The sequence below is a fragment of the Bradyrhizobium sp. USDA 3262 genome (assembly GCF_054060035.1).
In genome coordinates this window covers 2,462,395-2,482,071 of the sequence record NZ_JBSSCT010000001.1, presented here as the reverse complement: position 1 = coordinate 2,482,071, position 19,677 = coordinate 2,462,395, and the positions used below count along the sequence as shown (strand labels likewise).

Genomic DNA, 19,677 nt, shown 5'->3' with positions numbered 1-19,677 from the left:
TAGGTCAGAGCCTGTGCGAGCAGAGATAGCCCCGCGGCCGCTGTTGGCCGGCGATCTGATTCCTGCACTCGGCATCGCCGTGGCATCGATCGCATTCGCACCGATCATGCAGGCGGCCAACGCCGGGCTCGCGATCGTCGTCGAAAGCCTGATCGGCTGCGCCATCGTGCTCGCGGTGCCGGCCTACGCGCCGTCGATCGCCATCTTCATCATCTTCTTCCAGAATCTCTTCGTCTCGATTCTGTCGTCCTATATGACGACCGAGCAGGAGATGGATTTCGTCAAGGGCTACAATTTCCTGGTCTGCGCGGTGATGTGGCTGGTCACGCTGGCGCTCTATGCGCTGCACCAGCGGAAACATTCCGCCGAGATCGACCGGATCATGAAATGGGGGCTGATCACCCTCGCAACCGTGACGGCGTATTTCCTGCTTGGCGCCACGCAGGATTCGCACGCGGCCCTCGTCTATCTGCGCAACATCGCGCTGCCGCTGTTTCTGTTTCAGCTATCGCTGCTGACGGCCGCAACCTTCGAGATCCGCATCACGCCCTTCCTGGTGACGGTTGCCGCGCTGCTGATCGTCTGCGGATATGTCGAACTGCTGTTTCGCGATTTCTGGCTCTCCATCACCAACGGCTACACGTTCTGGCATTTCGACGAGCTGAAGGCGACCCGTTCCGGATCCTGGGAAGCCGAGATGCGCGCAACCGGCAGGGTGCCGGTGGATCTGATCGATCGCTTCCGTTTCAGCTTTCTCAACAGCCCGTTGTTCGAGGACCTCGGCCTCTCGTCGTTGCTGCGCATCTTCGGACCGAATATGAGCCCGATCAGCTTCGGTTACGGGATCGCCTTCTCCATCCTGTTCCTGTTCGCGGTCGGATATCGCTGGCTGGCGCTGGCTGCGATCCCGCTGCTGATTTGCTGTAGCGTGAAAGGCGCGCTCATCCTGGTCATCTTCGTCGCCTTGGGCTGGACGGCAACCTGGCTGCTCGGCGCCACCATCACCCTTGCCGTGGCGCTGATCGGCCTCGTGCTGTACGCCATCGCGGCGATCTATATCGGACTCCAGATCGGCGACTTCCACGTGATCGGCTTCATGGGCGGATGGGACGGCTTTCGGCAGAATCCCATCGGCCGCGGACTTGGCGTCGGCGGCAACCTCTCCGAAGGTTACTTCTCGATCGACTGGAACGCCGCGCAGGCGGCCGGCACGATGGACGGCGCGGTGGAGAGCGCCGTCGGCGTGCTGCTCTACCAGATGGGGATCGGCTCGCTGGTGCCGCTCGGCTACTTCCTGGCGATGGCGCTGAAGGCCTGGCGGCTCTACGCCTCGTCGGGAATTCTCATCCAAGGGCTCGCCGCTTTCGGCACGATGGTCGTGCTGGTGAACGGCATCTTCCAGGAAGAGGCGCTGTTTGCGCCGCCGGCACTTGGGCTGTTGCTGTGCCTGACCGGGCTCGTGATCGGCCATCATCTGCGCACGCAAGGCGACGATCGGAAGGTCTCTACGACCGACAGTGCTCCTCAATAAGGAGGGGCCTCGTCGCAGTGCGACCGAGGCCCCGCTCAACCGACGCCGTCAGAGCGGCTTGATCTGCACCTTGCGGAACTTGACCACGCCCGAACCATACTGGAGCGCGATGTAGCCGTTGGCGTGCTTGGAGTCCTGGGCGTCGACGGTCTTCTGGCCGTTCAGCGTCACGACGAAATGCGGCCCTTGCGCCGTGATCTCGTAGACGTTCCACTTGCCGGCCGCCTTCGGCATCGGATCGACCTTGCCGACGTCGACAATCGCGCCGGTGCCGTAGGTCGGGTCCGGCCGCTTGTCGAAGATGTTGACCTCGTAGCAAACCTTGGAGTCGATCACCTTGTTGCCTTCGCAGCGGATGAAGATGCCGCTGTTGGCATCCTCGTCGGTCCAGAACTCGGCCCGGATCTGGAAATCCTTGTATTGGGTCTTGCTGACGAGATAGGAGAGATCCTTGCCGTCGAGCTTGTCGGCGACCAGCGCACCGTCCTTCATCGCCCAATTGGCCTTGCCGACCTCGTCCCAGTCACCCTTCTTGGAGCTGTCGAGCAGCGTGACCCAGCCGTCGTCCCCCGAGGCGGTGGTGGAAAATTGCAGCGCGGCCGCACCGATCACAAGTCCCGCCGCCAGTATCGACAGATGCTTCTTCAAGGTTATCCTCCCGTCTTTTGGTTGGCGCGCAACCTATCATCGTCTGCGGCGGCGTAAATGCTTTTTCATATTGCAACTGCGTTGTGTCACGGATCGTTGTCGCAATCCTGAGATCAGACATGCACGGACGCGTCTTGCCGGGCGGAAGCGAGGACGACTAGCATCGCGCGGCATACGGGCGCGGCAGTCGCCCGAGAAATCCGATCTGGGAGCATACCGATGACGGCATCGAACCGATCCTGGCGATACCTGATGATGCCGTTGGCTCTCGCCGCGACGCTGAGCGTCAGCTCCGCGGCCGAGCTCAATCCGGCCGCCGTCACCTACAAGCTGCCGGATCAGATTCCCTGGAGCCCGGTCGATGCGCGCGGCGCGCAGAATGCCGTCGTGGTCGGCGATCCCTCGAAGCCCGGCTTCTACATGGTCTACACCAAATGGACCAAGGGCAATCACTTCAGCCGTCCGCACTTCCATCCCAACGACCGCTACATCGTCGTGCTCAAGGGCACCTGGTGGGTCGGCTCGGGACCGAAATTCGATCCCGATCACGGCACCGTGGCGATGCCAGCCGGCAGCTTCGTCACCCATTTCGGCAAGCAGGTGCACTGGGACGGCGCCAAGGACGAGGATGCCGTGCTGCTGATCATGGGCGAAGGCCGGCCACCGCGACCGAGGTCGAGCAGAAGTAGCCGGAACCGGCTAGCAACCTTTGCATCCACGCGGCGTTTCATCCCCTCATCATCATGACGAGGAGATGACGCATGGCAAACGCTGCCGACATTCGGGAACATATGGATGTGATCTCGTCGGACAAGAAAACGGTCGGCAAGGTCGACCACATGGAAGGCACCGACAAGATCAAGCTGACCAAGCAAAGCTCGCCTGACGGTCAGCACCATCACTTCATTCCGCTGTCCTGGGTCGACCATGTCGACCAGCACGTCCACCTCAACAAATCGGGCTCCGACGTGACGGCGCATTGGCAGCACGGCCGCCAATAGCCGCGTTGCGCGAGGTGGGAGCGATGCTATCATCCCGGCCCAAGGAAGGGCCTTCGATGCATCCCGCCGCCAAGCTACAATTTGCCCGCATCGTCGACGAGTTCGCGCGCTGGCGCGCCATTCCTGAACCGGAACGGCCGCCCGCGCCGGCCTGGTGGTGGGGGCCGGCATTCGAGATGCGCGATGCCGCCGATCCGCTGCCGCCCACCTGGAGCCGCCGGCTCCGCCTGCCTGACGGCGCGAGCTTCGCGGAAGCTGCCCTTCTGTTGCGCCAGACTTTGGCCGGCCAGGACATCCTGCCATGGCCCTATGATTTCTCGCGCAAGATCGCATCCACCGATTCCGACGTTCGCGACCTGCCCGTGCAGCCGTCAGACGACAGCGCGTTTCCGCCCTAGATCCGGCCCGGCCTCGCTGGTCGCCTCGCCATCCAGCGACGGCTGCAACGGCGGCGACGCCTCTGCCTGCGACGGCTTCAACAATTCGGCGAGATCGCGCGGCGGCAGCGGCCGGCTGAACAGGAAGCCCTGCATCTCGTCGCAGGCGTGGGCGCGCAGGAATTCCTGCTGCTCGGAGGTCTCGACACCCTCGGCGACGATGGTCATGCCGAGCGCCTTGCCCATCGAAATGATCGCCTGCGCGATCGCGACGTCCTCGGAATCGTTGGGCAGGTCGCGCACGAAGGAGCGATCGATCTTGATGGTGTCGATCGGGAACTGCTTCATCAGCGACATCGACGAATAGCCGGTGCCGAAATCGTCGATCGCGAGCCGAATGCCGCGATTCTGGATCGCGTCGAGCACGCGCACCGCGCGCGTCACGTTGCGCATCACCATGCTCTCGGTGACCTCGAGCTGCAGCAGCGCCGGTGACATGCCGCTCTGCTCCAGCGCTGCGTCGATGTCGTCGAGCAGATTCGGATCGCCGAACTGCCGCGGTGAAAGGTTGACCGCCATCGTCACGGCCCTGAGGCCGCGGCGCTGCCACGCCATGTTCTGCGCGCAGGCTTCCTTCAGCACCCAGCGGCCGATCGGCACGATCAGGCCGATCTCCTCGGCGAGCGGAATGAACTGCCCCGGCGATACCTTGCCGAGCTCCGGATGGGTCCAGCGCAGCAGCGCCTCGACGCCGCTGATCGCTCCGCTCGCCATGTCGACCTTGGGCTGATAGTCGAGCGAGAACTGGTTGCGCTCCAGCGCGCGGCGCAATGCGCTCTCCAGCGTCAAGCGCTCGATCGACTGCGCCCTGATCTCGTTGGAGAAGAAGCGGAAACCGTTCTTGCCGTCTTCCTTGGCGAGATACATCGCCATGTCGGCATTCTTGGTCAGCGTCTGCACGTCCGAGCCATCGGTCGGATACATCGCGATGCCGATCGAAGCCGTGGTGTGGCACTCATGCCCGCTGATCGTCAGCGGCTGGCTGAGCGAGATCAGCAGATCGCCGGCGATGCGCTCGACGTCGTCGCGTTCGGCGGTCTCCTCGAGGATGACCACGAACTCGTCGCCACCGAGCCGCGCCACCACGTCGCTCGCACGCAACGATCCTTGCAGCCGCTCGGCGATCGCCACCAGCAGCATGTCGCCGGCGTCGTGGCCGAGCGAGTCGTTGATCACCTTGAAGCGGTCGAGATCGATGAACAGCACCGCGAGCTGCCGGCGGCGATCCGCCGCCGAGATCGCGTGATGCAGCATCTCGTTGAACGTCTCGCGGTTGGGCAGATTGGTCAGGCTGTCGTGCGACGCGAGATATTCGATGCGCTCGTCGGCCTTGTGCTTCTCATCGGCGCGATCGAAGCTCTCGAGCGCGAACGCCAGATTGTCGGCGAGGCGCTGCAGCAGCTCGGCGAACTCCGGCGTGAAGGTGTCCTTGTCGAGCGCGACGAAGATCATGACCCCGACCACCCGCCCGCTGACAACAAGCGGAAAGGAGGCGCTGGACTGCGTTCCATCGAGCCGGGCGCGCTCATGGAAAGCGGCGGTCTCGGCATCGGCAAAATAGTCGTTGATGATGCACGCCTTGCCCGAGCGGAACGCCCGGCCGCAGGCGCCGCGGCCCTCGGGGTGGGCCTCGCTGGTCGAGAGCGTCACCTGGCGCGCGCCCTCCGCCGCCGGCCCCGCGATCGCGACGATCCGCAGATAGTCGCTTCCGGTCTGCGCCAGCGCGATCGTGGTCGAGGTGAACTTGCCGCCGGTCGCCGCCGCCGCGCAGACCAGCCGATACAATTCGGCGCGGGACTTCGCCCGCATGATCGCCTCATTGGTCGCGCTCAGCGCCGCGAACATCCGCGACAGCCGCTCCTTCTGCTCGTCGTCCCGCGCCTTCTCGTCGGCGCGATCGAAGTTGGCCAGCGCAAACGAGACGTTCTCGGCAAGCCGCTGCAACAGCGCCATCATCTCCGGGCTGAAGGTGCCGAACTCGCTTGAGAGAAACACCAGCGCGCCGATCGCCTCGCCGTTCTTGAGCAGCGGCAGGGCTGCGCCTGATTTGCTGCCGCTGTCGCGCACGGCCGGATAGACGTGCGATTCGGAGCCGAAATCGCTGAGATAGTCGTTGCTGATGCAGGGCCTGCGCGTGCGGATCGCAACGCCGGTCAGCGTCTGTCCCTCCGGGCGCGTCGCGTCGGCCGACAGCTGAACCTCGCGGGCCCGCACCCGGTCGGGGCCTGAGGCGGCCACATTGTCCAGGAAAACCTCGCCGGGGCGCACCAGCCTGATCGTGGCCGAGACGAACTGGCCGCCCACAGCCGCGGCATCGCAGACCAGATCGAACAGCTCGCTGCGGGATTTCGCCCGCATGATCGCCTCGTTGGTCGCGCTCAGCGCCGCGAACATCCGCCGCAGCCGCTCCTTCTGCTCCTCGGTCCGTGCCTTCTCGTCGGCACGGTCGAAGCTGCCCAGCGCGTACGAGACGTTGTCGGCGAGCCGCTGCAGGAGCTCGGCGAATTCAGCCGAGAAGGTGTTGCGCTTGGCGGAGATGAACAGCATGACTCCGACCGGCTCGTCGTCGACGATCAGCGGAAATGCCGCGCCCGATCGCGCATCCTCGCGGTCGATGACGTCGCGGAACGGGTTGTTGGCAACGTCGCCCAGAAAATCGTTGTTGATGCAGGCGCGCCGCGAGCGGAACGCCCGGCCGCAGACGCCGCGCCCTTCGGGGCGTGCCTCGCTGCGCGAGACGTTGAGACGGCGCGCATTTGCCGCGGTAGGCCCTGCGACCGCCATCATCTCCAGGAAATCGTCGCCGGGCTTCGCGATCAGGATGCTGGTGGAGTTGAACCCGCCGCCATGCGCCGCGGCCGCGCAGACCAGCTCGAACATCTCGAGCCGCGACCTCGCGCGCATGATCGCCTCGTTGGTCGCGCTCAGTGCCGCGAACATCCGCGACAGCCGCTCGCGCTCGGCGTCGGCCTTGGCCTTTTCGGTAGCACGGCCGAAATTGTCGAGCGCGACCGAGACATTCTCTGCGATCCCCGCGAGCAGCGCGATGATCTCCTCGTCGCGCGCCCAGGAATTGCCGGTGAAGAAGATCAGGACGCCGACGCTCTTGCCGAACCGGGTGAGCGGCAGCGCCACGCAGGCCATCAGGCCGCTGCCGCCGATCGGCTCATGCGACGGGCTCATCGATATCGGGATGTCGTGCTCGACGCAGGGCCGCTGGGTCCGGAACGCCTCGCCGCAAATCCCCTTGCCGTAGACGTTGTCCGGATCGGTCGAGAAGCGCGTCTGCGTGATCAGGTCGAGCGCCTCGCCGGTGCCGGCGACGGGCTCGAACCAGTGCGTGTCTGGTTCGGCCAGCAGCACCACCGTGGCGAAGGACTTTCCGCTGAACACCGCGGCATCGCAGACCCGCTGATAGAGATCGTGCTCGGTCTTGGCGCGAAGGATCGCCTCGTTGGTTGCGCTGATGGCACCGAACATGCGGTTGAGCCGGCGCATCGCGCGCTCGCCGCTCTTGCGCGACGCTTCGTGGTCGAAATTGTCGAGCGCAAAGGACACGTTCGCGGCCATGCGCTCCAGCAGCGAAACGATCTCGTCGCCGAGCGACTGGGCCTCGCGCCGCGTCACCATGAAGACGCCGACGCTGCGCCGGTTGCAGACCAGCGGCAGGGCCGCCGCCGCGCCGACGCCGGCCGCCGCGGCACCGCTGCGCCAGGCGACCGAACGGGCGTCGTTGACATAATCGTTGGCGACGCAGGCGTTCTGATCGCGGAACGCCCGGCCGGCGACGCCTTCTCCCTCCGGCGTATTGGCAAGCGCGGAAATGGTGATGCTGCGCAGTCGCGCGACATCGTCGCCGAAGCCGGCCGCGAACTTCAAGAGACCGGTATCCGGCTCCAGCAAAAACACGGTCGCGGCCAGGAAGCTCCCGCTCGAGAACGCGGCTTCACAGACCTTGCCGTACAATTCTTCTGGTGATTTCGCGTACAGGATCGCTTCGTTGGTGGCACTCAACGCCGCGAATGTACGCCCGATGCTCGACTGCACGATCCTTGAAGGCCCCGGGGCCAACCCCTTCAATCTGGCGGGGGAACATTGCCCGCGAGAGGCCTAAGTGGTGGTTAGCGTATCCGGCAAGTTGCACGACAAAGTAAACGGCTGACGAACGCGGACCGAGGTTTTCCGGGATATTACGGACACCGGTGTGCCAGCCTGAGGCGGAGGGCCGTAATGCCGGGATCTGCGCCGTGCCGGCGCCGCCGGAGCGACCAAATTCCGCATCGCGACCGCGCCCGTTCCACTCTGTGAAAACATCGCCGTGAGCACCCTGCTGGCGGTATGGCCGCCCGGATTTTCTGCCCTTGCTCGCCCTGCTGCGCTTTGAGAGCATGATGCCGACAACAGCAAGCAAGACCCGCGCAGCACGCGGGCCGACCACGAGGAAAATCCCATGCCGATCGTCCAGGCCGACCGTCTCACGCGCATCGGCGCGGCACTCCTTAGGGGTGCCGGCGCATCGGAGGAGGAGGCGAACGCCGTCGCCTCCGGCTGCGTCAATGCCAACCTCGCCGGCCACGACTCCCACGGCGTGATCGCAATCCCGACCTATATCGACCGCATCAAGGCCGGCCACATCGTGCCCGGCGCGAAATGGACCGTCGTGCAGGAGACGCCGACCACGACCGTGATCGACGGTCATTGGGGCTTCGGCTTCCACGTCAACGCCAAGGCGATGGAGATGACCATCAACAAGGCGAAGACCGCCAATGTCGCGGCCTGCACCGTGTTCCGGCAGAGCCATGTCGGACGGCTCGCGCATTACCCGATGATGGCGATGCGCGAAGGCATGATCGGGATTGCGGCCGCCGATTCCGGCCGTTCGCCGAAACATGTGGCGCCGTTCGGCGGCCGCGAGGCGCGGCTCGGCACCAACCCGCTTTCGATCGCGGTGCCGTCCGACCTCGAGGCGCCGTTCTACCTGGATATGGCGACCTCGGCGGTCGCCGCCGGCAAGATCCAGCTCGCGGTGGCGCGCGGCGAGAGTATCCCGAAGGGCTGGATCATCGATGCCGAGGGACGCGACACCACTGACCCTGCGGACTATCGCAAGGGCGGCGCGCTGCTGCCGCTCGGCGGCAGCGAAGGCTACAAGGGCTCGGGCCTTGCCGCGATGGTCGAGGTGCTGTGCGGCCTGCTGACCGGGCTCGGCTTCGGCGTCGAGCCGACCGGCCGTCACAACGACGGCTGCTTCATGGCGGTGTTCAACGTCGCCGCATTCCGCCCGCTCAAGGATTTCAGGAAGGAGGTCGCCGACTTCGCCCGCTATTTGAAATCGACGCCGCCCTCGGAAGGGAGCCGCGGCGTGTTCTATCCGGGCGAGATCGAATATCTGCGCGAGCAGCAGCGGCGCAAGGACGGCATCGAGATCGAGGATGCGACCTGGGACAAGCTCAAGGCGCTCGCCGCCGATTACAAGCTCACCGACCAGCTCGACCTTCGCTGATAGTTCCGGACACAGGAGAACGACATGACACGGCAAATGGCGCTGGTTGGCTTTTTGCAGGCGCAGAACTGCACCAACCTGCCGAGTTCGTGGCGCCACCCGGAATCGCGCGACGATTCGATGTCGGCGGACTACTATCAGGAGATCGCGCGCATCCTGGAGCGCGGCAAGTTCCACATGGCGTTCTTCGACGATCGTCTCGCAATGCCCGATCGCTACGGCAACGATCACGCCCACACCGTCGAATACGGCATCCGCTGCGTGAAGATGGACCCGATCGTGGTGCTGACCACGATGGGCATGGTCACCACCAAGCTCGGCCTCGCCTCGACCGCCTCCACCACCTATTTCGAACCGTTCGACGTCGCCCGCCGCTTCGCCACGCTCGACCTGATGACGGGTGGCCGCGCCGCCTGGAACGTGGTGACCTCGGTCAATGACGGCGAAGCGCTCAACATGGGCCGCGAGCAGCATCTCGAGCACGATCACCGCTATGACCGCGCCGACGAGTTCATGGAGGTGGTGCTCGGCCACTGGGACGCCTGGGAAGACGGTTCGCTGGTGATCGACAAGAAGAGCGGCCGTTTCGCCGATCCGACCAAGGTGAAGCGGCTCGACCACAAGGGCGCATTCTTCACCTCGCGCGGCCCGTTCACGGTGCCGCGCTCGCCGCAGGGCCATCCCGTCGTGATCCAGGCCGGCGCTTCCGGCCGCGGCCAGCGCTTTGCCGGGCGCTGGGGCGAGGTGATCTTCACCGCGGCACGCAACCTCGCCAATGCCAAGCAGGGCTATGACGCGATCCGGGGCGAAGCCGCCAAGGCCGGGCGCGATCCCGACCAGATGTTCCTCTGCAATTTGATCACCCCGGTCACCGGCGCGACCAAGGCCGAGGCCGAGGACCGGATGGCGGTGATCCAGAAGCTGCCGCTCGAGATCGACGCGCTGTCGCTGCTCGCCGAAGGCCTCAACTTCGATTTCGGCGCCAAACCGATCGACGAGCCGCTGACATCAGAGGAGCTGCAGGGCATGCAAGGCATGCTCGGCATCCGCGACGGCGTGCTGCGCACCTCCGGCAAGAGCAATCCCTCGACCCGCGACTTCATCACTTTCTCCGGCCGCGGCCAGGTGCAGGACGCGATGGTCGGCGGCCCGAAGGAGATCGCCGACCGGCTGGAGGAGATGTTCGAGGGTCGCGGCTGCGACGGCTTCGTCGTCGCGGCAAGCTACGTGCCGGGCTCCTATGCCGACTTCGTCGACCACGTGGTGCCCGAGTTGCAGAAGCGCGGGCTGTTCCACAAGGACTACGCCGGCACGACGCTGCGCGAAAATCTCGGGCTCAAGCGCCCGGCCGCGGGCGCCTGGAAGACCCGCGCGCAGGCCGCGGAATAGAGGGACATCATCATGCGCTGGCTGAAATTCACCGCCGCGGGTACGACTTCCTGGGGCCTCGTCGAGGGCGACACCGTCACCACCGTCAACGGCGATCCGTTCGGCGAATGGAGCAAGACGGCGAAGACGCATGCGTTGAAGGACGTCAAGATCGAGCTGCCGCTGATCCCGCGCACCTTCTATTGCGTCGGTCTGAATTATTTGAAGCATCTCAAGGAAGCCGCCGACAAGGCCGGCACCGTGCCGAACGTGCCTGACCGTCCCGAGATCGGCTACCGCGCGCAGAACGCGCTGATCGCCCATGACGAGAACGTCGTGATTCCGGCTGGTGCCACCGAGAAGATCCACTACGAGGGCGAGCTCGTCGTCGTGATCGGCAAGAAAGCCAAGCATCTGACCGAAGCCGACGCGATGGACTGCGTGTTCGGCTACACCATCGGCAACGACGTCTCCGAGCGCAGCTGGCAGAAGGCCGATCGCGGGCTGTGGCGTGCCAAGAATGCCGACACCTTCAAGCCGATGGGCCCGTGGATCGAGACCGATGTCGACCTCGACCGCATGGAGACCGCGATCCGCGTCAACAGCAAGGAGACCGGCCGCTTCCACACCAACGAGATGATCTTCGGCATCGTGCCCTTCCTCGTCGAGCTTTCGAAATACTTCACGCTGTCGCCCGGCGATGTGATCTGGATGGGCACCGACGGCGCCTCGCCGGACTTGAAGGACGGCGACGTCGTCGAGATCGACATCACCGGGATCGGGACATTGCGGAACCGGTTCGTGAGGGAGAAAGTGTGAGGCACGCCGCACCGCTTTAGAGTCGTCATCCTGAGGTGCTCGCGAAGCGAGCCTCGAAGGATGCACGGCCCCCGCTCCATCCTTGCGTCGAGAGCCGGGCCGTCGTGCTTCGAGGCTCGCTGCGCTCGCACCTCAGCATGACGGTGATGGAGCTGGTCGCTTCTCTCTCCATTCGTCATCCCTGCGAAAGCAGGGACCCATAGCCACAGGGTTGAATTGTTGAAGAAAGCTGCGGCCACGGCGTCGCGCAACAATGAGCATCGGTGGTTATGGGTCCCGGCTTTCGCCGGGACGACGGCGACTTTATGGCTCGGTTCTCGCGACATGAACCGTCCAAACCTTGCATTTCGTTTCGCCGCTCTCGCAGCGGCAAGCAAAACATGCTGCGTAGGATGGGTAGAGCGAAGCGAAACCCATCGTCTCGAATCCACTGCACGACGATGGGTATCGCTTCGCTCCACCCAACCTACATTTGGCTCCCCTCACCGCCCGGCCCGCGGACTGCTCTTCACGTGATCGATGAAGGCGCGCAGCTTCGGCATGATCTGGCGGTGGCCGGGATAGTAGAGAAACACGCCCGGCGTCGTCGGCGCGAATGCATCCAGCACGCGGACGAGCTTCTTCTCCTTCACGGCGCCTGATACCAGCGGCGCCGGCACTTGCGCCAGCCCCACACCTTCGACCGCCGCGCCGACCAGCGTCGGGAAATCATGGCCGATGAAGGATCCCGACACGGCAAGCTCGATCGAACGGCCATTGTCGTTCAGCGACCACGGCGCGAGCCCGCCATTCGATCGCCGGAGGCGCAGGCACGCATGCGCGCGCAGATCGTCCGGGCGCTTGGGGCGGCCGCGGCGCGCGAGATAGTCCGGGCTGCCGACGATGGCAAACGGGAACGGCTTGGTCAGGCGAACCGCGACCATGTCCGGGTTGATGAACTGGCCCATGCGGATGCCGGCATCGAAGCCGCCGGCGGCGAGGTCGACCAGTTCCTCGCTGGCGGCGAGCTCGACCTCGATCTCAGGATAGGCCTTGCAGAACGAGGCGATCAGCGGCTCGAGCAGGATCGGCACCACCGAGCGCGGCACGGTGAGACGCAACAGCCCGGCGGGCTTCTGCCCGAGCTCGCGCGCCGCCCCGCTCGCCGCGACCAGCTCCTCGAATGCCGGTCTTGCGCGCGCCAGGAATCGTTCGCCGGCGTCGGTCAGCCCGACGCTGCGGGTGGTGCGAATGAAGAGCACAGCGCCGAGGCGCGCCTCGAGCGCGCGCACCGCCTGGCTGATCGCCGACGGCGTGACGCCGAGCTCGGCCGCCGCGCGGCGAAAGCTGCGGTGCTGGGCGACGGCCAGGAATGCCTCGACGCCGTCGAGCGCGCCCTGCCGGACTGTGAAGCTCTGCTTCATGGCCCGTGAACATTATCGCGAATAGTCGCTCGCGGAAAGCCGCATTACATCGGAGCCACAAGCGGCGGCAGCGCGACACGCGCTGCTCACCCGACATCACGACATCACGACATCCGTCGTGAACGGAGACATGCGACCGATGCAAGCAATCCGTCACACAATCCTGGCTCTCACCCTCACTTTGACAGGCACCACTTCCATGACCACTCCCTCCCCTGCCCAAGCTCAAGCCCAAGCCACCTCCACCGTCACCACCGGCGTGATGGTCATCCTCACCGCGAAAGCCGGCGTCACCCGCGATCAGGTGATGGCCGTGATGCCGGACGAAATCCGGCAGACCGTGCAGCTCTATCTCAACGGCAAGATTCGCGAATGGTATTCGCGGTCCGACGGACGCGGCGTGGTCCTGCTGCTCGATGCCAAGGATGCCGCCGAGGCGCACGCGATCATGGAGGGTCTGCCGTTGTCCAAACTCGATCTGATGGATCACGAGTACATCGGGGTCGGCCCGCTGCTGCCGCTCCGCCTGTTACTCGCCAGGCCCTAAGCGCGTTTCGAGCGAACCCAATCGACAACAGAAGGGAATCCGCCGATGCCCCCGGGCTTCAATCTTCCATTCGTCCTCAGCGTCGCCGGTGCGTTTCTGACAAGTGCTGTCGTAGCCGTCACCTATGTCTGGCCGGCGGTCCGCGCGATGCCACGTGATAACGCGCTCAGACTGCTCGCAGCGTTCCATGCGTTCAGGTTTCTGGGCATGAACTTCATGGTCACCGGGTTCGTGTCGCCGCAGTTGAGCGCGGATTTCGCGGGGGAGGTCGGATGGGGCGATCTCACCGCGGCCGGTCTCGCGCTGCTTGCCATGGCCGCGCTGTCCTGGCGCTGGACGATCGCGATTCCGATCGTCTGGGTGTTCAACGTCTGGGGCACGCTGGATCTGCTCAACGCCTATTACAACGGCGTGAAGATCGGCGATCCCGGCCTGTTCGGCGCCGGCATCTACATTCCGGCTCTCTACGTGCCGCTGCTGCTGGTCAGCCATGTCATGGTGTTCATGCTGCTGATGCGGGCCAAATCGGCAGAACAGGCGGCATGACCCGTATCCTCGTAGGATGGGTAGAGCGAAGCGAAACCCATCAAGCGCACCCGCGGCACGAGTGATGGGTTTCGCTGCGCTCTACCCATCCTACGAAGCGCTGCAACGAGCTAAAACGGCAACGCCACGCCGGTCTTGATTTCCTTCAGGATCACGTTGGTGCGGACGTGGCGGATGCCGGGGATGCGGAACATGAACTCGTCGAGAAATTTGTTGTAGGCGTCCATGTCGCGCACCACGACGCGCAGATGATAGTCGGCGTCGCCCGTGGTCGCGAAGCATTCCAGCACCTCGCGGCGCTTCATCACCCGCGCGACGAACTCGTCGACGAACTTCACGTCGTGCCGCTCCAGCGAGACGTGCAGGATCGCCGAGGTGGCGAAGCCGGCGCGCTCGCGCGCGACCAGCGCCGAATAGCCCGAGATGACGCCGGACTCTTCCAGCGCGCGGACCCGGCGCCAGCACGCGGAGGTCGACATCCCGACGGTTTCCGCAAGCTGCTGATTGGTGGCGCGGCCGTCCTTCTGCAGCTCGGCGAGGATTTTCTGGTCCTGCTCTTCGATCACTGCGAGCCCTCCGATTTGGTAGATTCTACCGAATTATATCACTTTCAGCAACATCCTGCCGATTTTTCCGCGACGAATGAATGGATAGGTAAGACCTACCAGGCCCACAGGCATAGCCTTGTCGGATCAGACATCGCGATTCCCGGAGGGGTCAGTCATGGGCCAGATGCCGTTGCTCGACGCCTACCAGCTGTCCGAGCGCTACAGCCGCGACCGCGGCCGCGTCTTCCTCACCGGCACGCAGGCGATCGTGCGCATCGCGCTCGACCAGGCGCGGCGCGACCGCGCCGCCGGGCTCAACACCGCGGGGTTCATCTCCGGCTATCGCGGCTCGCCGCTCGGCGGCGTCGATCTCGAACTGTGGAAGATCGGCGAGCAGCTCAAGGACAACCGCATCGAATTCCTGCCCGCGGTCAATGAGGACCTCGCGGCGACCGCGGTGCTCGGCTCGCAGCAGGTCGAGACGCAAAGGGATCGCGAGGTCGATGGCGTGTTCGCCCTGTGGTACGGCAAGGGCCCCGGCGTCGACCGCTCCGGCGATGCGCTGAAGCACGGCAATGCCTACGGCCCCTCGCCGCATGGCGGCGTGCTTGTCGTCGCCGGCGACGACCATGGCTGCGTGTCGTCCTCAATGCCGCACCAGTCCGACGTCGCCTTCATGAGCTGGTTCATGCCGACGCTGCATCCGGCCGATGTCGGCGAATATCTCGCGTTCGGCGAATATGGCTACGCGCTGAGCCGGTTCTCCGGCATGTGGGTCGGCTTCAAGGCAATCTCGGAGATCGTGGAATCCGGCGCCTCGGTCGAACTGCGGCCGCCGCGCCGTTTCGTGCAGCCGGATTTCGTGCCGCCGGCCGGCGGCCTGCATTATCGCTGGCCGGATCTGCCGGGCCCGCAGATCGAGGAGCGGCTGGAGGCGAAGAAGCACGCGGTCTACGCATTCGCGAAAGCCAATCCGATCGACCGCCACATCTACGACATCAAGGGAGCGCGCTATGGCATCGTCACCACGGGCAAGGCGCATCTCGATTTGATGGAGGCGCTGCGGCTGGTCGGGCTCGACGAGGCGGCCTGCCGCCGCTTCGGCATCGACATCTACAAGGTCGGCATGGTGTGGCCGCTGGCGCTGCACGATGCGATGGAGTTCGTGAAGGGCAAGCGCGAGATCCTCGTGGTCGAGGAGAAGCGCGGCATCATCGAGAGCCAGTTCAAGGAGTATTTCTACGACTATCCCGGAGCCAAGCCGGAGCGGATGGTCGGCAAGCATGACGAGAGCGGCGCGCGGCTGATCTCCTGGACCGGCGAATTGTCGCCGCGCATGCTCGCCGACGTATTGGCGCGGCGTCTCGACCCGATGTTTCCGGAATTGCAATTGGCCCGCCGCGTCGCCGCGCTGGTGCCCGAACAGGACCGCATGATCGCGGTGCCGGGCGCGACGCGGACGCCGTATTTCTGCTCGGGCTGCCCGCACAACACCTCGACCAAGGTGCCGGAAGGCTCCAAGGCGCTGGCCGGCATCGGCTGTCACTTCATGGCAAGCTGGATGGACCGTGAGACCTCGTCGCTGATCCAGATGGGCGGCGAAGGCGTCAACTGGGCGGCGTCGTCGAAATTCACCGGCAACAGCCACGTGTTCCAGAATCTCGGCGAAGGCACGTATTATCACTCCGGCTCAATGGCGATCCGGCAGGCGATCGCCGCGAAAGCCAACATCACCTACAAGATCCTGTTCAACGACGCGGTGGCGATGACCGGCGGCCAGCCGGTCGATGGCCCGGTCAGCGTGCAGGCGATCGCTCACTCTGTCCGCGCCGAGGGCGTCGCGCGGATCGCGCTGGTGTCGGACGATCCCGCGCATTTCTCGCCGGCCGACCTGCCCGCCGGCGTCACCATCCATCCGCGCGAGGAAATGGACGCCGTGCAGCGCGAGCTGCGCGCGATTTCCGGCGTCACCGTGCTTATCTATCAGCAGACCTGCGCCACCGAGAAGCGGCGGCGGCGCAAGCGCGGCACGATCGAGGATCCCGCGCGCTTCGCCTTCATCAACGACCTCGTCTGCGAAGGCTGCGGCGACTGCTCGGTGGAATCGAACTGCCTCAGCGTCGAGCCGAAGGAGACGCCGTTCGGCCGCAAGCGCCGGATCAACCTCTCGACCTGCAACAAGGATTTTTCCTGCCTCAACGGCTTCTGCCCGAGCTTTGTCACCATCGAGGGCGGCAAGCGGCGGGCGAAGACGGCAAGCGCGATCGATCCGCTCGCGCGCGCGGCGGCACTGCCGGTGCCGGAGCTCGCGGCGCTCGAGCGTCCCTACGATCTCCTCGTCACCGGCGTCGGCGGCACCGGCGTCATCACCGTCGGCGCGCTGATCGCGATGGCCGCGCATCTCGAGGGCCGCGGCGTCTCGGTGCTCGACTTCACGGGCTTCGCGCAGAAGTTCGGCCCCGTGCTGAGCTATCTGCGGCTGGCGGCTACGCCCGAGGCGCTGCATCAGGTGCGGATCGACCAGGGCGCGGCCGACGCGCTGATCGGCTGCGACCTCGTGGTGAGCTCGTCGGCGAAGGCGTCCGGCACCTATCGCCAGGGGATGCGCGCTGCGGTCAATATCGCCGAGATGCCGACCGGCGACGTGGTTCGGTTTCGCGATGCCGACCTCGCCTCGCCGGCTCGCTTGCGCGCGATCGAGCGGGTGATCGGGTCGGGCAACCTCACCATGATCGACGCCAACGCGCTGGCCGAGCGGCTGCTTGGCGACAGCGTCTATGCCAACATCATGATGCTCGGCTTTGCCTGGCAGCGGGGCCTGGTGCCGGTCTCGCTGGAGGCGCTGACCCGCGCGATCGAATTGAACGGCGTCGCGATCGAGCGCAACAGGCAGGCGCTGGCCTGGGGCCGCATCGCCTTTGCCGATCCGGATTTCCTGCCGAAGGCTGACGGTGCCTCGGCCAATGCACCGGAGACGATCGAGCAGATGATTGCGCGCCGCGCGGATTTCCTCAGTGAGTACCAGGACGCGGCTTACGCCGCGCGCTATCGGACCACGGTCGATCGCGTCCGCCGCGCCGAGGCCACGCTGAGCAGCAGCCGCGACGGAGGTGCGCCCCCTCTCCCGCTTGCGGGGTCCGAGGCGAGCGAAGCTCGCTCTCGAGGTTGGGGTGGGGGTCTCACCACGAATCGTATCGCGGAGAGAGCCCCCACCCGGATCGCATCTGTCGATGCGATCCGGCCTCCCCCGCAAGCGGGAGAGGCGGACGGGGCACGCGGACAGATCGAATCAAGCAGACAAGATCTTCCCCTCACCGACGCCGTCGCCCGCGCGCTGTTCAAGCTGATGGCCTACAAGGACGAATACGAGGTGGCGCGGCTGCATATGCAGACCGGCTTCCTTGACGAGCTCAAGCGCGAGTTCGACGGCGACTTCACGGTGCAATATCACCTTGCGCCGCCGTTCCTCGCGGCGCGACGTGATGCACGGGGACGGCCGAAGAAGCGCGCGTTCGGCCAATGGATCCAGACGCCGCTGCGGTTGCTCGCGCGGCTCAAGGGGCTGCGCGGCACGGCGTTCGACGTGTTCGGTTACAGCGCGGAGCGCCGCGCCGAGCGCGAGCTGATCACATGGTACGAGGCGCTGATCGAGACCATGCTCGGCAAGCTCGACAAGGCACGGCTGCCCGATCTGGTCGCGCTGGCAAAGGCGCCGATGGAGATTCGCGGCTATGGGCCGGTGAAGGATGCCGCGATCGAAAAGACCAGGGCGGAGGCCGCGCGACTCACCGCGCGACTTGCCTCCGCCCCGTCAGACCAAGGCGACGGCTCAGGCCGCCGCGCGGCGCTTGGCGGGTGATATCAGGCCGACCACGACGGTCGCGAGCACCGCCACGACGATGTTGAGCAGCAGCGCGCCGAACCCGACATAGAAGCTGTAGCTGGAATCGCCGAACGAGATGCTGGCAAGCGGCTTCAGCCCGTTGCTCCACGCCGTATACGTGCCCCAGCCGATGCCGGCCGCCCAGCCGAGCAGCAGCCCTTCGGCGCGGAACCAGACGGTGAACAGGCCGAACACCAGCGCCGGCAGCGTCTGCACGATCCAGAGGCCGCCGAGCAGTTGCAGGTCGAGCGCATATTGCGTCGGCAGGAACAGGATGAAGGCGAGCGCGCCGACCTTGACCACCAGCGATGTGATCTTCGCCACCGACGCCTCACCGGCGTGCGAGATCTCCGGATTGACATAGGACTTCCAGACATTGCGGGTGAACAGATTGGCGGCGCCGATGCTCATCACCGCCGCCGGCACCAAGGCGCCGATTGCAATCGCGGAGAACGCAAAGCCCGCGAACCATTCCGGGAACAGCGTCTTGAACAACATCGGCACCACGTCGTTCGGCGACGTCACCTTGATGTTGGCGGCATGGGCCATGTAGCCGAGCAGCGCGATCAGGCCGAGCAGCAGCGTATAGGCCGGCAGCAGGATCGCGTTCTTGCGGATGGTATCCGCCGACTTCGAGGCGAAGATGCCGGTCAGCGTGTGCGGATACATGAAGGCGGCGAGCGCCGAGCCGAGCGCCAGCGTCGCATAAGGCAGATATTGCGAAGGCTTCAGCGTCAGGCCGGTGGCGCCGCCCTTCGCCGTGAAGGCGTCGTTGGCCGCCGCGAACACCGCGCCATAGCCGCCGAGCTTTGCCGGCACCACGACCACGGCGGTCAGCACCACGATGTAGATCATGATGTCCTTGACGAAGGCGATCAGTGCCGGCGCCCGCAGGCCAGAGCTATAGGTATAAAGTGCGAGGATGACGAAGGCAGCGATGATCGGCAGTTCGCCGGACAGCCCCATCGCCTTGATCACGACCTCCATGCCGATCAGCTGCAGCGCGATGTAGGGCATGGTCGCGACCAGGCCGGTCAACGCCACCGCAAGCTCGAGCGCGCGCGAGCCATAGGCGCCGTGGACGACATCGGCGGCGGTGACGTAGCCGCTTGCATGCGCCTTCTTCCACAGCACCGGCATGACCGCGAACACGAAGGGATAGACGATGATGGTGTAGGGCAGCGCGAAGAAGCCATAGGCGCCGACCGCATAGACCAGCGCCGGCACCGCGATCACGGTGTAGGCGGTGTAGAAATCGCCGCCGACCAGGAACCAGGTGATCCAGGTGCCGAACTGGCGGCCGCCGAGGCCCCATTCGTCGAGATGCTCGCTGACCGGGCCGGATTTCCAGCGCGCCGCGAAGAAGCCCATCACGGTGACGAGCGCGAAGAAGAAGATGAAGACGCAGAGCGCCACCCAGGCGATGTGATCGGTCATGGCTGT

Annotated in this window: 15 protein-coding genes; 10 read left to right on the top strand and 5 right to left on the bottom strand. The window is 65.3% G+C overall.

Going from position 1 to position 19,677, the window contains the following annotated elements; genetic code table 11:
• Window positions 1-43 precede the first annotated feature (43 nt).
• Window positions 44-1,531, top strand: coding sequence for a hypothetical protein (locus ACVWYP_RS11540; protein ID WP_304498718.1), 1,488 nt, complete (start codon window positions 44-46; stop codon window positions 1,529-1,531).
• Between the two features lie 48 nt (window positions 1,532-1,579).
• Here ACVWYP_RS11540 and ACVWYP_RS11535 read toward each other — a convergent pair whose 3' ends face one another.
• Window positions 1,580-2,179 carry a 3-keto-disaccharide hydrolase gene (locus tag ACVWYP_RS11535; protein WP_304498717.1) on the bottom strand — a complete coding sequence of 200 codons (600 nt, stop codon included), beginning with the start codon at window positions 2,177-2,179 and terminating at the stop codon, window positions 1,580-1,582.
• Window positions 2,180-2,398: 219 nt separating this feature from the next.
• Here ACVWYP_RS11535 and ACVWYP_RS11530 point away from each other — a divergent pair, with 219 nt between their 5' ends.
• The 3 genes from ACVWYP_RS11530 to ACVWYP_RS11520 are packed head-to-tail and all read left to right on the top strand — an operon-like array spanning window position 2,399 to window position 3,578.
• Window positions 2,399-2,926: a cupin domain-containing protein gene (locus tag ACVWYP_RS11530; protein ID WP_304498716.1), complete on the top strand. Its 528-nt coding sequence runs from the start codon at window positions 2,399-2,401 to the stop codon at window positions 2,924-2,926.
• Between the two features lie 14 nt (window positions 2,927-2,940).
• Complete coding sequence (locus ACVWYP_RS11525; protein ID WP_016846164.1) at window positions 2,941-3,180, top strand: DUF2171 domain-containing protein; 240 nt, start codon at window positions 2,941-2,943, stop codon at window positions 3,178-3,180.
• A gap of 23 nt (window positions 3,181-3,203) precedes the next feature.
• Entirely contained in the window at window positions 3,204-3,578 is a 375-nt protein-coding gene (locus ACVWYP_RS11520) for a hypothetical protein (RefSeq protein WP_456684105.1), read from the top strand.
• On the opposite strand, the gene ACVWYP_RS11515 is transcribed toward ACVWYP_RS11520, so the two are convergent.
• A complete protein-coding gene (locus ACVWYP_RS11515; protein ID WP_304498714.1) occupies window positions 3,552-7,664 on the bottom strand; it encodes a bifunctional diguanylate cyclase/phosphodiesterase in 4,113 nt (1,370 codons plus the stop codon). The genes ACVWYP_RS11520 and ACVWYP_RS11515 overlap by 27 nt on opposite strands.
• 403 nt (window positions 7,665-8,067) lie before the next feature.
• On the opposite strand from ACVWYP_RS11515, the gene ACVWYP_RS11510 reads away from it, so the two are divergent.
• From ACVWYP_RS11510 to ACVWYP_RS11500, 3 genes are read left to right on the top strand one after another with little or no spacing between them, the layout of a single operon-like run.
• Window positions 8,068-9,120: an Ldh family oxidoreductase gene (locus ACVWYP_RS11510; protein ID WP_304498713.1), complete on the top strand. Its 1,053-nt coding sequence runs from the start codon at window positions 8,068-8,070 to the stop codon at window positions 9,118-9,120.
• 24 nt (window positions 9,121-9,144) lie between these two features.
• A complete protein-coding gene (locus ACVWYP_RS11505) occupies window positions 9,145-10,509 on the top strand; it encodes an LLM class flavin-dependent oxidoreductase (RefSeq protein WP_304498712.1) in 1,365 nt (454 codons plus the stop codon).
• Window positions 10,510-10,521: 12 nt separating this feature from the next.
• The gene (locus ACVWYP_RS11500; RefSeq protein ID WP_304498711.1) at window positions 10,522-11,307 is read left to right on the top strand and encodes a fumarylacetoacetate hydrolase family protein; all 786 of its coding nucleotides are present in this window, start codon (window positions 10,522-10,524) and stop codon (window positions 11,305-11,307) included.
• Between the two features lie 482 nt (window positions 11,308-11,789).
• On the opposite strand, the gene ACVWYP_RS11495 is transcribed toward ACVWYP_RS11500, so the two are convergent.
• On the bottom strand, window positions 11,790-12,710 hold the full coding sequence (locus ACVWYP_RS11495; RefSeq protein WP_304498710.1) for a LysR family transcriptional regulator: 921 nt from the start codon (window positions 12,708-12,710) through the stop codon (window positions 11,790-11,792).
• A 199-nt stretch (window positions 12,711-12,909) separates the two neighbouring features.
• Between ACVWYP_RS11495 and ACVWYP_RS11490 the strand changes: the two genes are divergently transcribed.
• Both ACVWYP_RS11490 and ACVWYP_RS11485 read left to right on the top strand, forming a co-directional pair.
• Window positions 12,910-13,257: a hypothetical protein gene (locus ACVWYP_RS11490; RefSeq protein WP_304498709.1), complete on the top strand. Its 348-nt coding sequence runs from the start codon at window positions 12,910-12,912 to the stop codon at window positions 13,255-13,257.
• A gap of 45 nt (window positions 13,258-13,302) precedes the next feature.
• On the top strand, window positions 13,303-13,803 hold the full coding sequence (locus ACVWYP_RS11485; protein ID WP_304498708.1) for a hypothetical protein: 501 nt from the start codon (window positions 13,303-13,305) through the stop codon (window positions 13,801-13,803).
• 110 nt (window positions 13,804-13,913) lie between these two features.
• On the opposite strand, the gene ACVWYP_RS11480 is transcribed toward ACVWYP_RS11485, so the two are convergent.
• Complete coding sequence (locus ACVWYP_RS11480) at window positions 13,914-14,369, bottom strand: Lrp/AsnC family transcriptional regulator (protein ID WP_304498707.1); 456 nt, start codon at window positions 14,367-14,369, stop codon at window positions 13,914-13,916.
• 157 nt (window positions 14,370-14,526) lie between these two features.
• Between ACVWYP_RS11480 and ACVWYP_RS11475 the strand changes: the two genes are divergently transcribed.
• A complete protein-coding gene (locus ACVWYP_RS11475; protein WP_304498706.1) occupies window positions 14,527-18,210 on the top strand; it encodes an indolepyruvate ferredoxin oxidoreductase family protein in 3,684 nt (1,227 codons plus the stop codon).
• On the opposite strand, the gene mctP is transcribed toward ACVWYP_RS11475, so the two are convergent.
• Window positions 18,181-19,671: a monocarboxylate uptake permease MctP gene (gene mctP, locus ACVWYP_RS11470; protein ID WP_304498705.1), complete on the bottom strand. Its 1,491-nt coding sequence runs from the start codon at window positions 19,669-19,671 to the stop codon at window positions 18,181-18,183. The two genes, ACVWYP_RS11475 and mctP, sit on opposite strands and share 30 nt — an antisense overlap.
• Window positions 19,672-19,677: the final 6 nt, after the last annotated feature.

Bases quoted from the DNA above. Each gene is read 5' to 3' on its own strand.
- ACVWYP_RS11530 (WP_304498716.1), top strand. From the start codon at position 2,399: ATGACGGCATCGAACCGATCCTGGCGATACCTGATGATGCCGTTGGCT.
- ACVWYP_RS11525 (WP_016846164.1), top strand. From the start codon at position 2,941: ATGGCAAACGCTGCCGACATTCGGGAACATATGGATGTGATCTCGTCG.
- ACVWYP_RS11520 (WP_456684105.1), top strand. From the start codon at position 3,204: ATGCTATCATCCCGGCCCAAGGAAGGGCCTTCGATGCATCCCGCCGCC.
- ACVWYP_RS11510 (WP_304498713.1), top strand. From the start codon at position 8,068: ATGCCGATCGTCCAGGCCGACCGTCTCACGCGCATCGGCGCGGCACTC.
- ACVWYP_RS11505 (WP_304498712.1), top strand. From the start codon at position 9,145: ATGACACGGCAAATGGCGCTGGTTGGCTTTTTGCAGGCGCAGAACTGC.
- ACVWYP_RS11500 (WP_304498711.1), top strand. From the start codon at position 10,522: ATGCGCTGGCTGAAATTCACCGCCGCGGGTACGACTTCCTGGGGCCTC.
- ACVWYP_RS11495 (WP_304498710.1), bottom strand. From the start codon at position 12,710: ATGAAGCAGAGCTTCACAGTCCGGCAGGGCGCGCTCGACGGCGTCGAG.
- ACVWYP_RS11490 (WP_304498709.1), top strand. From the start codon at position 12,910: ATGACCACTCCCTCCCCTGCCCAAGCTCAAGCCCAAGCCACCTCCACC.
- ACVWYP_RS11485 (WP_304498708.1), top strand. From the start codon at position 13,303: ATGCCCCCGGGCTTCAATCTTCCATTCGTCCTCAGCGTCGCCGGTGCG.
- ACVWYP_RS11475 (WP_304498706.1), top strand. From the start codon at position 14,527: ATGGGCCAGATGCCGTTGCTCGACGCCTACCAGCTGTCCGAGCGCTAC.
- mctP (WP_304498705.1), bottom strand. From the start codon at position 19,671: ATGACCGATCACATCGCCTGGGTGGCGCTCTGCGTCTTCATCTTCTTC.